General features: G+C 44.5%; 14 protein-coding genes. 8 read left to right on the forward strand and 6 right to left on the reverse strand.

The window, feature by feature from the left end; translation table 11 throughout:
* Positions 1 to 122: 122 nt before the first annotated feature.
* Genes AAGR14_RS11875 through AAGR14_RS11885 form a run of 3 tightly spaced genes read right to left on the reverse strand, consistent with a single transcriptional unit; the run spans position 123 to position 1,750 of the window.
* A complete protein-coding gene (locus AAGR14_RS11875) occupies positions 123 to 695 on the reverse strand; it encodes a sugar O-acetyltransferase (protein WP_342644431.1) in 573 nt (190 codons plus the stop codon).
* Between the two features lie 34 nt (positions 696 to 729).
* Entirely contained in the window at positions 730 to 1,023 is a 294-nt protein-coding gene (gene gatC, locus AAGR14_RS11880) for an Asp-tRNA(Asn)/Glu-tRNA(Gln) amidotransferase subunit GatC (RefSeq protein ID WP_342644432.1), read from the reverse strand.
* Positions 1,013 to 1,750: a lysophospholipid acyltransferase family protein gene (locus AAGR14_RS11885; RefSeq protein WP_342644433.1), complete on the reverse strand. Its 738-nt coding sequence runs from the start codon at positions 1,748 to 1,750 to the stop codon at positions 1,013 to 1,015. The genes gatC and AAGR14_RS11885 overlap by 11 nt, the downstream gene beginning before the upstream one ends.
* Before the next feature lie 40 nt (positions 1,751 to 1,790).
* Between AAGR14_RS11885 and trpS the strand changes: the two genes are divergently transcribed.
* Complete coding sequence (gene trpS, locus AAGR14_RS11890; RefSeq protein ID WP_342644434.1) at positions 1,791 to 2,786, forward strand: tryptophan--tRNA ligase; 996 nt, start codon at positions 1,791 to 1,793, stop codon at positions 2,784 to 2,786.
* Positions 2,787 to 2,893: 107 nt separating this feature from the next.
* Positions 2,894 to 3,508, forward strand: a complete 615-nt coding sequence (locus tag AAGR14_RS11895) for a deoxynucleoside kinase (RefSeq protein WP_342644435.1) — start codon at positions 2,894 to 2,896, stop codon at positions 3,506 to 3,508.
* Between the two features lie 45 nt (positions 3,509 to 3,553).
* On the opposite strand, the gene AAGR14_RS11900 is transcribed toward AAGR14_RS11895, so the two are convergent.
* On the reverse strand, positions 3,554 to 4,117 hold the full coding sequence (locus AAGR14_RS11900) for a YqgE/AlgH family protein (protein ID WP_342644436.1): 564 nt from the start codon (positions 4,115 to 4,117) through the stop codon (positions 3,554 to 3,556).
* A gap of 98 nt (positions 4,118 to 4,215) precedes the next feature.
* Here AAGR14_RS11900 and pdxH point away from each other — a divergent pair, with 98 nt between their 5' ends.
* From pdxH to AAGR14_RS11915, 3 genes are read left to right on the forward strand one after another with little or no spacing between them, the layout of a single operon-like run.
* On the forward strand, positions 4,216 to 4,863 hold the full coding sequence (pdxH, locus tag AAGR14_RS11905) for a pyridoxamine 5'-phosphate oxidase (RefSeq protein WP_342644437.1): 648 nt from the start codon (positions 4,216 to 4,218) through the stop codon (positions 4,861 to 4,863).
* Positions 4,860 to 5,357, forward strand: a complete 498-nt coding sequence (locus AAGR14_RS11910; protein ID WP_342644438.1) for an NADH-quinone oxidoreductase subunit C — start codon at positions 4,860 to 4,862, stop codon at positions 5,355 to 5,357. The genes pdxH and AAGR14_RS11910 overlap by 4 nt, the downstream gene beginning before the upstream one ends.
* Positions 5,358 to 5,413: 56 nt before the next feature.
* Positions 5,414 to 6,598, forward strand: a complete 1,185-nt coding sequence (locus AAGR14_RS11915; RefSeq protein ID WP_342644439.1) for an NADH-quinone oxidoreductase subunit D — start codon at positions 5,414 to 5,416, stop codon at positions 6,596 to 6,598.
* 211 nt (positions 6,599 to 6,809) lie between these two features.
* On the opposite strand, the gene AAGR14_RS11920 is transcribed toward AAGR14_RS11915, so the two are convergent.
* Positions 6,810 to 7,424, reverse strand: coding sequence for a tetratricopeptide repeat protein (locus tag AAGR14_RS11920; RefSeq protein ID WP_342644440.1), 615 nt, complete (start codon positions 7,422 to 7,424; stop codon positions 6,810 to 6,812).
* A 378-nt stretch (positions 7,425 to 7,802) separates the two neighbouring features.
* Here AAGR14_RS11920 and lon point away from each other — a divergent pair, with 378 nt between their 5' ends.
* The 3 genes from lon (at position 7,803) to AAGR14_RS11935 (ending at position 11,876) form a co-directional block, all read left to right on the forward strand.
* Positions 7,803 to 10,286: an endopeptidase La gene (lon, locus tag AAGR14_RS11925; RefSeq protein WP_342644441.1), complete on the forward strand. Its 2,484-nt coding sequence runs from the start codon at positions 7,803 to 7,805 to the stop codon at positions 10,284 to 10,286.
* A gap of 47 nt (positions 10,287 to 10,333) precedes the next feature.
* Positions 10,334 to 10,843: a hypothetical protein gene (locus AAGR14_RS11930; RefSeq protein WP_342644442.1), complete on the forward strand. Its 510-nt coding sequence runs from the start codon at positions 10,334 to 10,336 to the stop codon at positions 10,841 to 10,843.
* 73 nt (positions 10,844 to 10,916) lie between these two features.
* Positions 10,917 to 11,876: a lipid A deacylase LpxR family protein gene (locus AAGR14_RS11935; RefSeq protein ID WP_342644443.1), complete on the forward strand. Its 960-nt coding sequence runs from the start codon at positions 10,917 to 10,919 to the stop codon at positions 11,874 to 11,876.
* 16 nt (positions 11,877 to 11,892) lie between these two features.
* Here the strand turns inward: AAGR14_RS11935 and arfB are convergent, their stop codons facing one another.
* Complete coding sequence (arfB, locus tag AAGR14_RS11940; protein WP_342644444.1) at positions 11,893 to 12,297, reverse strand: alternative ribosome rescue aminoacyl-tRNA hydrolase ArfB; 405 nt, start codon at positions 12,295 to 12,297, stop codon at positions 11,893 to 11,895.
* Between the last annotated feature and the right edge of the window lie 54 nt (positions 12,298 to 12,351).

A 12,351-nucleotide genomic window follows, 5' to 3' on the forward strand; every position in this document is an offset into this window, starting at 1 on the left:
ACTCCAAAAAGTTTTAGCGTGAATCTGTTTGCTAAAAATTCAGTTGTAATTAGCTAAAAAATATAAAGGGAATTTTGTTTTAGAAAACAGTTTTTTTAATTAAAACTTCTCGCCTAAGCGGCTCAAGACTCGGCTGCTTCCTCGTTCAGCTTCCGGATTACTTTAGCCGGATTGCCTACTGCCAGCGAGTTGGCCGGAATGTTTTTAGTGACTACCGCTCCGGCACCAATCACACAACCAGACCCTATGGTTACACCCGGGCAAATAATAGCGCCCCCGCCAATCCAGCAATCGTCGCCGATGGTAACAGGTTCGCCGCTTTCTTTGCTTCTTCTAAATTCTGCGTTCAGCGGGTGTGTGGCCGTATAAATTTGCACGCCTGGTGCGCAAAATACATTGTTGCCAATAGTTACGGGCACAACATCCAGCACTACGCAGTTTACGTTGAAATACACGTTATCGCCGCAGGTAATATTATAACCATAATCGCAATGAAAGGGCGGCTCGATGTACAAGTTAGCCGGGGCGTTGGGAATGAGTTGGGCCAGTATACTGCGGGTGCCCTCACCTACTACATACTCAGTTACGTTTAAACGGTGCAGCAGGCGCTTGGCATTAGTGCGCTCGGCCAGCAACTCAGGGTCGTTAGCCAGGTAATATTCGCCCGATAACATTTTTTGTTTCTCGGTTTTCATAAAACAGAGTGAGTTTACTATTTAAAGAGAAGGATTATTTTCGCTCAATCACCTTGGCTACCAAAAAGTGCTTGCCGTCCTGATTGGGCGCATTTAATAAGGCTTCTTGGTGGGTAATGTCTTGTCTCACCACATCATCGCGCAGGGCGTTTACTTCCTGTGTCATGTAAATCAGTGGTTCTATATTGTCGGTGTTTACCTCGTTAAGCTTCGCCATAAAGTCAAGTATCTTGTTCATGTCGCCTACCAGGGTTTCGGTTTCCTGTTCGTTTACTTCCAGGCGGGCTAGGTGCGCAATTTTAGCTACGGTATCTTTATCAATTTGCATAGTTTTCAAACTTAGTATTTATTATCCGGTAAACCTCGTCGCGCAAGTGATCAGCATCAGCCACGGTAAGGTTATCAGTATTGATGGGCCGGTGCACATAAATGTGGCAAATGCCCGGCTTGCTGCCTTTCTCCAGACCGGTATCCCATAACATTTGCCAGGTGTTAAGTGAGGTTACCGGGATGATAGGAATTTTATGCTCAATGGCCAGGCGGAAAGGGCCGTTCTTAAAATCGTGTAACTGCGGCGGGTAATCGTCGGGTATTTTCCCTTCCGGAAAGATGACCATACTCATGCCCTGCTGCAAACGCTCGGCAGCACTTTTAAAGGCCCGGAACGACGACATCTTACTGTCGCGGTTAACGGGTATATCAACCGTTTGAAAAAACAGCTTGGTTACCGGATTTTTCAGTAGCTCTTCCTTACCTATAAAACAAAAATTGTTTTTCACCAGCAAGCTCATAGACGATATATCTAGGTTGGAGGTATGATTGGAGCAGATTATGTAGGTCTGTTTCCAATCAATGGGCTGCTCGTAAATAAAATTATAAAAAATGCCCGATATAGCCGAACTGCAAAAGCCGCATACCTTTCTAAAAAAATTCATCTGAGGATAGCGTTCCGGCTTGCGCGAAAAAAAGTATAAAAAAGGCCAGAACGTAAAAAAGAAAACAGCCACGCTGTAACGGTAAAAATGAGCGTGCAGTTTCTTCAATAGTTTTTTCATCGCGCTCAAAAATATAAATTTTCTGTACTTTCGCGCCATTATGGAAACTGTTGTTAGTGGTATTCGGTCAACCGGTAAACTGCATTTGGGTAATTATTACGGGGCTATCCAAAACTTTATAAAAATGCAGCACGATTACAACTGCTACTTTTTTATAGCCGACCTGCACTCACTTACTACCCACCCTACGCCCGGCGATTTGCATGGCAATGTTAAACAAGTTTTAATTGAGTACCTGGCGGCTGGTATTGACCCGGAACAGGCTACCATCTACATCCAATCGGACGTACCCGAAGTAGCCGAGCTATACCTTTACTTAAACATGAACGCCTATCTGGGCGAGCTGGAACGCGCCACCTCATTTAAAGACAAGGTACGCGCCAACCCCGATAATGTAAATGCCGGCCTACTCACTTACCCAGTGCTAATGGCTGCCGACATACTAATACACAAAGCCACTAAAGTGCCTGTGGGCAAAGATCAAGAGCAACACCTCGAGATGGCCCGCACCTTTGGTAACCGCTTTAACCGTTTATATAACCACGAGTACTTCCCTGAGCCTTACGCGTTTAGTTATGGTAATAAACTGGTAAAAATACCAGGGTTGGATGGTAAGGGCAAAATGGGTAAATCTGAAGGTGAAGGTAATGCCGTGTATTTGTCAGACAGCCCTGAGGTGATCCGCAAAAAAGTGATGAAGGCCGTAACCGATGGCGGCCCGACTGCAGAAAACCAGGAGAAACCTGCAGAAATACAAAACCTGTTTGATTTGATGCAAGTAGTGTCTACACCCGACACCTTACAGCACTTTGATAACTTGTACAACCATTGCCAGATACGTTACGGCGATTTTAAAAAGCAACTGGCTGAGGATATGATTGTAGCAACAGCACCTATTCGCGAGCGCATCAGCGACATTGCAAACGACCAGCCTTACCTGCGCCAGGTGGCGCGTTTTGGTGCTGCCAAAGCCCGCGAAAGTGCTTCGAAAACTATTAGAGAAATACGCGAAATTATAGGGTTTAGGAATTTTTAATTAGCAATTGCTCAATACATCAGGGTTCATAGGTGTATCCTGACTTACACTTTGCACCTTTTTAAGCTTGCCTATAATCCATTAACTAATAACCATCAACTCACCATATGCATATTGCTATTGTAGGAAATATTGGTGCCGGTAAAACAACCTTAACCGGATTGCTGGCTAAAAATTACGGTTGGGAACCGCAGTATGAAGCGGTAGACAACAACCCGTACCTGGAAGATTTTTATAAAGATATGAAGCGCTGGAGCTTTAACCTGCAGATTTATTTTTTGAACAGCAGATTTAGGCAAATCACGGACATACAGCAAAGCCAGAAAAACATCATCCAGGACCGTACCATTTACGAAGACGCCTATATTTTTGCAGCCAACCTGCACGATATGGACCTGATGGACACCCGCGATTTTGAGAACTATCAATCCATTTTCGAAAACATTACTTCATTTATCAATCCGCCCGATCTACTGGTGTACCTGAAAGCATCTATCCCTAAATTGGTGAGTAATATTCATCGCCGCGGCCGCGAGTACGAAATTGGTATCCGATTAGATTACTTATCTAAACTGAACGAGAAGTACGAAAACTGGATAGCTAACTACAAATTAGGTAAGCTGCTGGTAGTAGACATGGATAACCTCGACTTTGCCAACAACACCGAGGATTTAGGATCGATCATTAACTTGATTGAACGCGAAATACACGGGCTGTTTTAAACAGGCCGTGTATTATTGCATAAACTCATTTGCTAACCCCAATAATTAATTCAAAGTAGGATTTTCCGGAAAGTTAGCGATGTGTGCGTAACGCTGGCCCAAACTAATTACTACCTCACGCCATAAATTCTGTTCATCTTGGGTAAACAAAATTTCGGGGTTAAATTTATTGGCTACAATCCAGGTGTCTTCTGCAATTTCGGCTTCTAACTGTCTGGGTGTCCAGCCCGAATAGCCGGCAAAAAATTTAATTTCGTCTTGGTTTAGCTGGTAGGCTGATGCCAGCTCTTTTACTTGGTTGTAATTACCGCCCCAATAAATACCGTCCCAAATTTCAACACCACCCTCAATTTTATCAGGGCAACGGTGTATAAAGTGCAGGGTATTGTTAGCTACTGGTCCGCCCACATAAACCGGCAGTTCAGAATACGAAACATCGGGCAGCACATCGCTTAAGTTAAAATCGCTGATGTGGTTAAGTACGTAACCCAAAGTACCCTCTTCGGAGTGTTCTGCCAGTATAATAACCGAGCGTTTAAAGTTAGGGTCCATCATAAATGGCTCAGATATAAGTAAACGGCCTGCAGCCGGAGATATAGAACTTAGCATAAATTGTATTTGTAACATTATAACGTAAGGGAGCAAAATATGTTCATTTACTGGTTTTGACGGGTAAATGATATTTGCAATTAGTAAGTTTGCAAACAATGGATTTACAAGACATACAAAACCTGCGGCAGGACTACCGTGCCAGCACACTGCTGGAAAATGATGCTGCTGCCAACCCTATAAAGCAGTTTGAAAAGTGGTTCGACGAAGCGCTGAAGGCCGAAATATGGGAACCCAACGCCATGACTTTAGCCACCGCAACTGTTAACGGTATGCCCTCGGCCCGTATTGTGTTACTGAAAGGATTTAGTGACCAAGGTTTTGCTTTTTATACTAATTACCTGAGCCGCAAAGGTAAGGAGCTGTCCAAAAATCCGCGCGCGGCCTTAATATTTAACTGGGGCCAGTTAGAGCGTCAGGTACGCATTGAGGGCACGGTTGAAAAATTGAGCAAAGAACAGTCTGAAAAATATTTTCATACCCGTCCTGTTGGCAGCCAGTTAGGCGCGCTGGTATCGCCGCAAAGCCAGGAAATTGCCGGCCGGGAAGTGTTGGAGAATAAATGGCAGCAACTGGAGGCTGAGTATCAGGATAAAGAAATACCTAAACCTAATTTTTGGGGCGGTTATATTGTTAAACCACAACTCATTGAGTTTTGGCAGGGCCGCTCGAGCCGCCTGCACGACCGTCTTTTATATAAAAATGCCGGCAAAAACGCCTGGAAGATTGTAAGATTAGCACCATGACGTTTGAGGGTATTAAGCAATTACTGACAGCGCACTTTGGCGAAGAAGTTGTGCTAGGCGAAGAAACCGGCGGTTTGCAACCGGCCTTATTAATAGCGCCCGACCGCATAGCCGACGTTTGCCTGGAGCTGCGCAACAACCCAGCTACCTATTTTGATTTTCTGGCGTGCCTCTCGGGTGTGGATTATGGGACAACCGCTAATAAGTTTGGCGTGGTGTATCACTTAACCTCCATACCCTATCAGCTGCAGCTTACCCTGAAAATAAGCAAAGAACACGGGCGTGATGTGAACGATCTGCCGTCGTTCCCTAGCGTTTCTGAAGTTTACCGTACGGCCGACTGGCACGAACGCGAAGCTTACGACTTAGTAGGTATCTTTTTCGAAAACCACCCCGACCTACGGCGCATCCTGCTGCCTGATGATTGGGAAGGTTACCCGTTGAGGAAAGACTACCAGGCCGCTGAATACTACAAAGGCATCAAAATAGATTAAAAAGCGAACTGTCCCCAAGCTGCAAAAGCAAGATTAATATTACTGAACTACCAACCATGTCAACAACTGCACTCGAAAGATATCATCAGAAAATAGCTGCCGCAGCTACGCAAGATATGGTGTTGAATATGGGGCCGCAGCATCCCTCAACCCACGGCGTTTTACGGCTGGAGCTCATCACCGATGGTGAGATTGTGAAAGAAGTGATTCCGCATGCGGGTTACCTGCATCGTTGCTTCGAGAAACATGCGGAGTCGCTTACGTATCAGCAAACCATTCCCTTTACCGACCGCCTAGATTATTTATCATCGATGAATAACAGCCATGTTTGGGTGATGGGTGTTGAACGGATGCTGGGTATTGACAAGGACATTCCCAAACGGGTAGAATACATTCGGGTGTTGGTTTGCGAGTTGAACCGTATTGCCTCCCACCTAATCTCTATAGGTACGTACGGTATTGATATTGGCGCGTTTACACCTTTTTTATGGTGCTTCCGCGACCGCGAACATATTATGGGTATGCTCGAGTGGGCATCGGGCTCGCGCATGCTATACAACTACATCTGGATTGGCGGACTATTTTTTGATCTGCCTGTTGGCTTCGAAGGACGCTGCCGGGAGTTTGTAGATTATTTTAAGCCCAAAATGGTAGAGCTTAACGAGTTGCTTACCAATAACCAGATCTTCATCAGTCGTACGGCTAACGTGGGCATATTACCCTTGGATGTAGCCATTAACTACGGTTGTACCGGCCCCATGTTGCGCGGTTCGGGTCTGAAGTGGGATTTGCGCCGCATTGACAACTACTCGGCTTACCCTGAGCTGGATTTTGACATCCCCTGCGGGCAGGGCCTGATGGGTACCGTAGGCGACTGCTGGGACCGCAACAAGGTAAGGGTTGACGAAATTGGTGAATCGCTCAAAATTATTGAGCAGTGCCTCGACCGATTGCAAAAAGAACTGAAACGCACACCCGACTTTGACCCGCGTGCTAAACTTCCGCGCAAAATTACGCCTAAAGCGCAAGACTACTACATGCGCGGCGAAGGCTCCAAAGGTGAACTGGGCTTTTATTTTATGACCGACGGCAAATCCGAAGTACCTTTCCGGGTAAAAGCCAGGGGGCCAAGTTTTAACAACCTCTCCGTTATTTCCGAAATGTCTAAAGGCATTATGATTGCGGATTTGATTGCCATTATTGGGTCGATTGATTTTGTATTGGGCGAGTTGGACAGGTAATGTTCAAATAGCGACGCACAAGTTTGATTTTTAATTAATTGTCTATTAAACAACGCCTCGCCTGTTTATGCTATACTAAGTATACCAACAGACTGATATTTATTACCTTGCTAACGCAGATAATTTTAGCAGCGTAGATTTAAGCTAATTAAAAGTCGTTCTTCGGTGCATATATCAATAAGCAATATCACGACTTCAGCAAATAAGAAAGTTAATGATGCCCGACTGCCGTAGCCAGCTTCTCTTTGGTAACGTCGAGCAGGGATGCAATGTCATTACGCGACGGATTATTGGCTAGTATCTTTTCAAAATCGCCTATAGCTGCTTTAAGAGCAGTTGCCACACGTTGCTTATCATAACCAGGATGCGCCATTTTTAAGGCAGCATAATCCTTATAATCTAAGGCGCGGTTTTGATAGTAAGTATTTTCTGGTTTAATTAAAATGGCTTTGGTTAAATCGGCGATGGCACCCAAAAGGTATTTTTCTTTCTCGTTGTCGGGCAACTGGGTATCTTTAGCCATATTGCTTTTGGCTTTCGAGCGGAAAGAATACGCCGAATGGTCTGTGCCGTTAATAGAAAGTACACGAGTGTACGCAGAAATCGACTTTTTGTAATTTTCGCTGTGGTAATACGAGTAACCAAGCATCCACAAAGCATTAGCATTGCTGGAGTCTACTACGCAAGCCTTCTCTAACTGCCTTACGGCGGTTTTAAAGTCTTTGTCCATCAAAGCCTGAAAGCCGAGCTTCATGTACGCGTTTTGAGCATAGCCCTCAATACTCGAAGCAATAATAAAGGACAGTATGACGGATATCCTCCTCATCAGATCAGATGTTAGCTGAATTAACATTACAATAACTAACCGGGTGGCAATTTATTGTACTTATAATTGGTTTGTGTAAAACTTTTTTACTCTCAATCATGCCTGGTTTCTTAAAAAGCACCTTTTTAGCGTAATTCATTCAGGCAAGTATACTCATTAAGGTACAAATAATTCATCAAATTGTTACTTTATTACATACATGCGGTTACTAATTATGGTAATTTGTCAGGGCATTGAGTCTTGGCATGTCAATTGAAACTATTGTTGGCTGGAGTATTCTAGAACATAAAAACGTACTTTTGTATGCTTCGGCCCCTTGAACCCCGGCGTTGGCTGACAACTTGACGCCATTTATCAAAACTATACAGAAAGGTAATAATGAATTTCGATCTATTTGATATAAAGAACACCTTACCCATCATAAACGAAGATTCGGAGTTCTTTCCGCTAATGTCTACCGAAGACGAAGAGGAAATGAACAACGAGCAGGTTCCTGACGTTTTATCCATCTTACCTTTACGTAATACTGTGTTGTTTCCGGGTGTGGTGATTCCGATTACTGTAGGCCGCGATAAATCCATTAAACTCATTCGCGACGCCAATAAAGGCGACCGCATGGTGGGCGTAGTTGCCCAGCAGGATGTAAATGTTGAAGATCCGGATTTTAGCCAGTTACACCAAATTGGCACCACCGCACTCATCATCAAAATGCTGCAAATGCCCGACGGTAACACCACCGTTATTTTACAGGGTAAAAAGCGTTTTGTATTAAAAGAGGAAGTACAGAGCTCACCTTACATTAAAGCCTCGATAGAGCCGTTTAAAGAGGTAGCCATCAAAGAAGATAAAGAATTTAAGGCCATGGTATCATCTGTTAAGGATATGGCCATGAGTATCATTCAGTTATCGCCCAACATACCGAGCGAGGCAGGCATCGCCATCCGCAATATTGAAAGCACTACGTTTTTAATCAACTTTATTGCTTCAAACATGAATGCCGACATGGATGCCAAGCAACGCATCCTGGAAACACCGAGCGTACGCGACCGTGCCCACCTGGTGCTGGAACACCTGACGACTGATTTGCAAATGCTGGAGCTTAAAAATCAGATACAAACCAAGGTACGTACCGATTTAGACAAGCAGCAGCGCGACTACTTTTTAAACCAGCAGCTTAAAACCATACAGGAAGAGTTAGGTGGCAGCACCCCCGATCTTGAAATTGAAAGTCTGCGTGCACGGGCACTTAAAAAGAAATGGAGCAAAGAGGTAAGCGACCACTTTGATAAAGAAATTGAAAAGCTGCAGCGCATTAACCCCGCTGCTGCAGATTATTCGGTACAAATTAACTACCTGGAGCTGCTGCTGGATTTGCCATGGAACGATTTTACCAAAGACAATTTTGACCTGAAGCGTGCCCAAAAGGTTTTGGATAAAGACCACTTTGGTATGGACAAGGTTAAAAGACGCATTATAGAATACCTGGCTGTGCTTAAGTTAAAGCATAACATGAAGGCACCCATTTTGTGCCTGGTTGGTCCTCCGGGGGTTGGTAAAACATCATTAGGTAAATCAATAGCCAAGGCCCTGGGCCGAAAATATGTGCGCATGGCTTTGGGTGGTGTACGTGATGAAGCCGAGATTAGAGGTCATCGCAAAACGTATATTGGTGCCATGCCGGGCCGTATCATTCAATCAGTAAAAAAGGCCGGTGCCGCTAACCCGGTATTCATCCTGGATGAAATTGATAAAGTAGGCAACGATTTTAGAGGCGACCCATCTTCTGCCCTTTTAGAAGTCTTGGATCCCGAACAAAACAGCAGCTTTTATGACCATTATGTAGAGTTGGACTTTGACCTCTCGAACGTCATGTTTATAGCTACAGCCAACTCTTTGAGCACCATACAACCTGCCTTGCTTGATCGTATGGAGATTATTGAGGTAAGCGGATATACTATTGAAGAAAAAATTGAAATAGCCAAACAACACCTCCTACCCAAACAACGCGAGGCCCACGGCATCAAAACCAAAGACGTGGTAATAAAAAACGACGTAATGGAAAAGGTGGTAGAAGATTACACCCGCGAGTCGGGCGTGCGCGGTTTAGAAAAACAAGTAGGCTCTATTGTTCGTGGCGTGGCCAAAAGCATAGCCCTCGAAGAAGAATACAACACTACCGTTACCAAAAAAGATGTTGAACGCTACCTGGGCCCGCCCCTGTTTGATAAAGATTTATACGAAGGTAATGATGTAGCCGGCGTGGTAACCGGTTTGGCCTGGACACAGGTTGGCGGCGATATTTTGTTTATTGAAGCCAGTTTAAGTCCTGGTCGTGGTCGTTTAACACTTACCGGAAGCCTGGGTGATGTAATGAAAGAGTCGGCTATCATTGCGCTGGCCTATATTCGTGCGCATGCAGGTTATTTTAACATTAATCCTAAGCTGTTCGACCAATGGGATATTCACATCCACGTACCGGCCGGTGCTACACCGAAAGATGGTCCCTCGGCTGGTGTAACCATGCTTACCGCAATAACGTCGGCGTTTACACAGCGTAAAGTGAAACCTAACCTGGCCATGACCGGCGAAATTACCTTGCGCGGACGTGTATTGCCAGTAGGTGGTATTAAAGAGAAAATACTTGCCGCCAAGCGTGCCGACATTAAAGAGATCATCCTGTGCCAGTCCAATCAGAAAGACATTTTGGAAATTAAGGAAGATTATATTAAAGACCTCAAGTTCTACTATGTTAAAGAAATGCGCGAGGTAATTAACCTTGCCCTGTTAGATGAATTAGTAGCAGAACCGCTTGATTTAACCGTTAACGAAGAACTAAAACCGGTGGTTAATTACGCCGACTAATTGCAATATTTGGTTAGTTTACTTATGTTTAGGCTTCAAACTAAACCATGAGTACACTAACCAAAACTTTTTTCCTTTTTGCATTTATTCTGTGCACGTTCTGTAAACATTCTTTTGCTCAAAATTCTGTAGTCACCACCCGTGCACAAAATATATTTGTTGAGCTGGGCGGCCCCGGCCTATTATTATCGGCTAATTACGACACACGTTTCGGTCTGCGCCGCGACGGTATTGGTGGCCGTGCAGGCTTAGGTTATATTTCTTTAGATGGTAACTCAATTTTGACTGTACCCTTGCAGGTAAATTATTTGCTTGGTAAAAAAGGTAAATACTTTGAAATAGGACTTGGTGCCACCATCATCAACACAAGCGGAAATAATCACGAAGATTTCTTTTCTATAGAAGATGCCACCGGCGCTATTGGTACCATGACTTTCGGCTACCGTTACCAGCCCGAAGACGGTGGTTTTAATTTTAGAGCTGCCGTTACTCCAATTTTTAATAGTACAGGCTTTATGCCGTTTTTTGGTGGCATTAGCTTTGGCTACACATTTTAATATATCACCTCATAGTGAAACAAAGCCGGACAAACCATCCGGCTTTTTATTATTTTAGCCCTTTCTCCCAAACATGAAATTTCGGTTCATCGCTGCACTGGCAGCACTATTATTTGCTAACGAAGTTACCTCGGCGCAAACCCATGCTCATGAGTTTGGCTTCCAGTCTGATAATGACTCGTTTTTGGCGCAGGGTTCTGATCGTTATTACACCAACGGATTGTTCATCTTTTACCGTCAGGCCTTAAAAACCAATAACAGCACTAAACTGGCCAATAAGGTATTAGGTATTGAGCTTGGGCAAAAACTGTTTAACCCTATATCGGGCTACGTGCCTAACGCCAGTTTTGTTGACAGGCCGTTCGCTGCTTATTTGTATGCCGGTGCCAATTTAAACCTGCTTTACAAAAACGAAAGCAATGTTAAGCTGAGTGCGCAAACCGGCACGATTGGCCCTGCTGCTTTAGGCAGGCAGGTACAAAACATTATTCATAACACCTTTGGCTTCTACACGCTTAACGGGTGGCAATATCAAATCCGAAACAATTTTCAGCTAAATTTAGCAGCAGAGTACAACCGCCTACTCGCACGCGCCTCTTGGATTGACGTAAGTGCATCTGCCTACGCAAACATCGGTACCGGTTTTAATGGCGCAGGGGTTGGTCCGTTGGTAAGGATTGGCAATTTTAATCAGCTTTTTAACTCGGTAAGCACGCAAAGCGTTTCTACCCGTAACTCTTCAACAACGCCACTGCATAGCCATGAGTTGTTTTTGTATTACAAGCCTCAGTTTAATTATATAGCTTATGATGCCACGGTTGAAGGCGGCTTATTTCAGGATAGCCAACCAGGCGGACCCGAGATACGGAGCACGCCTAACCGCACAATGCTTAGTCAGCAGGTAGGTTTGGCGTATGGCAGTAAACGCTGGGTCTTTGATCTGGCCGCTGTGTTTCATACCCGCGATGTAAAAACGCAAACCTTTAATACCCACCAGTGGGGCTCGGCAACTATTCTGTACCGCTTTAATTAAAGTATTTCAGATTAATTTAATAATCGCTTTTGCGCAGTTGTTTTTTAACGGATTGCAGCCTTTTTTGCTCCAGGCGTTTAGCCCTGGCTTGTTTACTTACTTTAGTGGGTTTGCGAGCCTTGGGCCTTTGCAGCGCTTGCTCTAACAGGGCGTAGAGTTTATCTACAGCCCGCTCCTTGTTATCCAGCTGGCTTCTGGACTCTTCGCTGGTAAGATGTATTAAACCGTCGCGGTTGAGCCTGCTTTGCAGCTTGGCAGTGAGCCAAACTTTATCTTCGCCGGTAAATAGTGCCGACTGCTGCAAATCAAACAACAGCTCCACCTTAGTAGCCACTTTGTTTACATTTTGTCCGCCTTTACCTCCGCTTCGTGATGCTCTGTAAGTCAGCTCTTTTCGCAAATCGGCTTTAGTAAAATTCATTTCTCAAAGCTAAGTTTAAAACCTAAGCTGCAAAAACTTTAAGCATTTTTGTAC

Source organism: Mucilaginibacter sp. CSA2-8R (genome assembly GCF_038806765.1).
GTDB lineage: Bacteria > Bacteroidota > Bacteroidia > Sphingobacteriales > Sphingobacteriaceae > Mucilaginibacter.

What these genes read in the sequence shown, in the direction of transcription:
- arfB (WP_342644444.1), bottom strand. Translation starts at nt 12,297, where the DNA reads ATGAATTTTACTAAAGCCGATTTGCGAAAAGAGCTGACTTACAGAGCA.
- gatC (WP_342644432.1), bottom strand. Translation starts at nt 1,023, where the DNA reads ATGCAAATTGATAAAGATACCGTAGCTAAAATTGCGCACCTAGCCCGC.
- pdxH (WP_342644437.1), top strand. Translation starts at nt 4,216, where the DNA reads ATGGATTTACAAGACATACAAAACCTGCGGCAGGACTACCGTGCCAGC.
- AAGR14_RS11910 (WP_342644438.1), top strand. Translation starts at nt 4,860, where the DNA reads ATGACGTTTGAGGGTATTAAGCAATTACTGACAGCGCACTTTGGCGAA.
- lon (WP_342644441.1), top strand. Translation starts at nt 7,803, where the DNA reads ATGAATTTCGATCTATTTGATATAAAGAACACCTTACCCATCATAAAC.
- trpS (WP_342644434.1), top strand. Translation starts at nt 1,791, where the DNA reads ATGGAAACTGTTGTTAGTGGTATTCGGTCAACCGGTAAACTGCATTTG.
- AAGR14_RS11915 (WP_342644439.1), top strand. Translation starts at nt 5,414, where the DNA reads ATGTCAACAACTGCACTCGAAAGATATCATCAGAAAATAGCTGCCGCA.
- AAGR14_RS11920 (WP_342644440.1), bottom strand. Translation starts at nt 7,424, where the DNA reads ATGAGGAGGATATCCGTCATACTGTCCTTTATTATTGCTTCGAGTATT.
- AAGR14_RS11875 (WP_342644431.1), bottom strand. Translation starts at nt 695, where the DNA reads ATGAAAACCGAGAAACAAAAAATGTTATCGGGCGAATATTACCTGGCT.
- AAGR14_RS11900 (WP_342644436.1), bottom strand. Translation starts at nt 4,117, where the DNA reads ATGCTAAGTTCTATATCTCCGGCTGCAGGCCGTTTACTTATATCTGAG.
- AAGR14_RS11895 (WP_342644435.1), top strand. Translation starts at nt 2,894, where the DNA reads ATGCATATTGCTATTGTAGGAAATATTGGTGCCGGTAAAACAACCTTA.
- AAGR14_RS11885 (WP_342644433.1), bottom strand. Translation starts at nt 1,750, where the DNA reads ATGAAAAAACTATTGAAGAAACTGCACGCTCATTTTTACCGTTACAGC.
- AAGR14_RS11930 (WP_342644442.1), top strand. Translation starts at nt 10,334, where the DNA reads ATGAGTACACTAACCAAAACTTTTTTCCTTTTTGCATTTATTCTGTGC.
- AAGR14_RS11935 (WP_342644443.1), top strand. Translation starts at nt 10,917, where the DNA reads ATGAAATTTCGGTTCATCGCTGCACTGGCAGCACTATTATTTGCTAAC.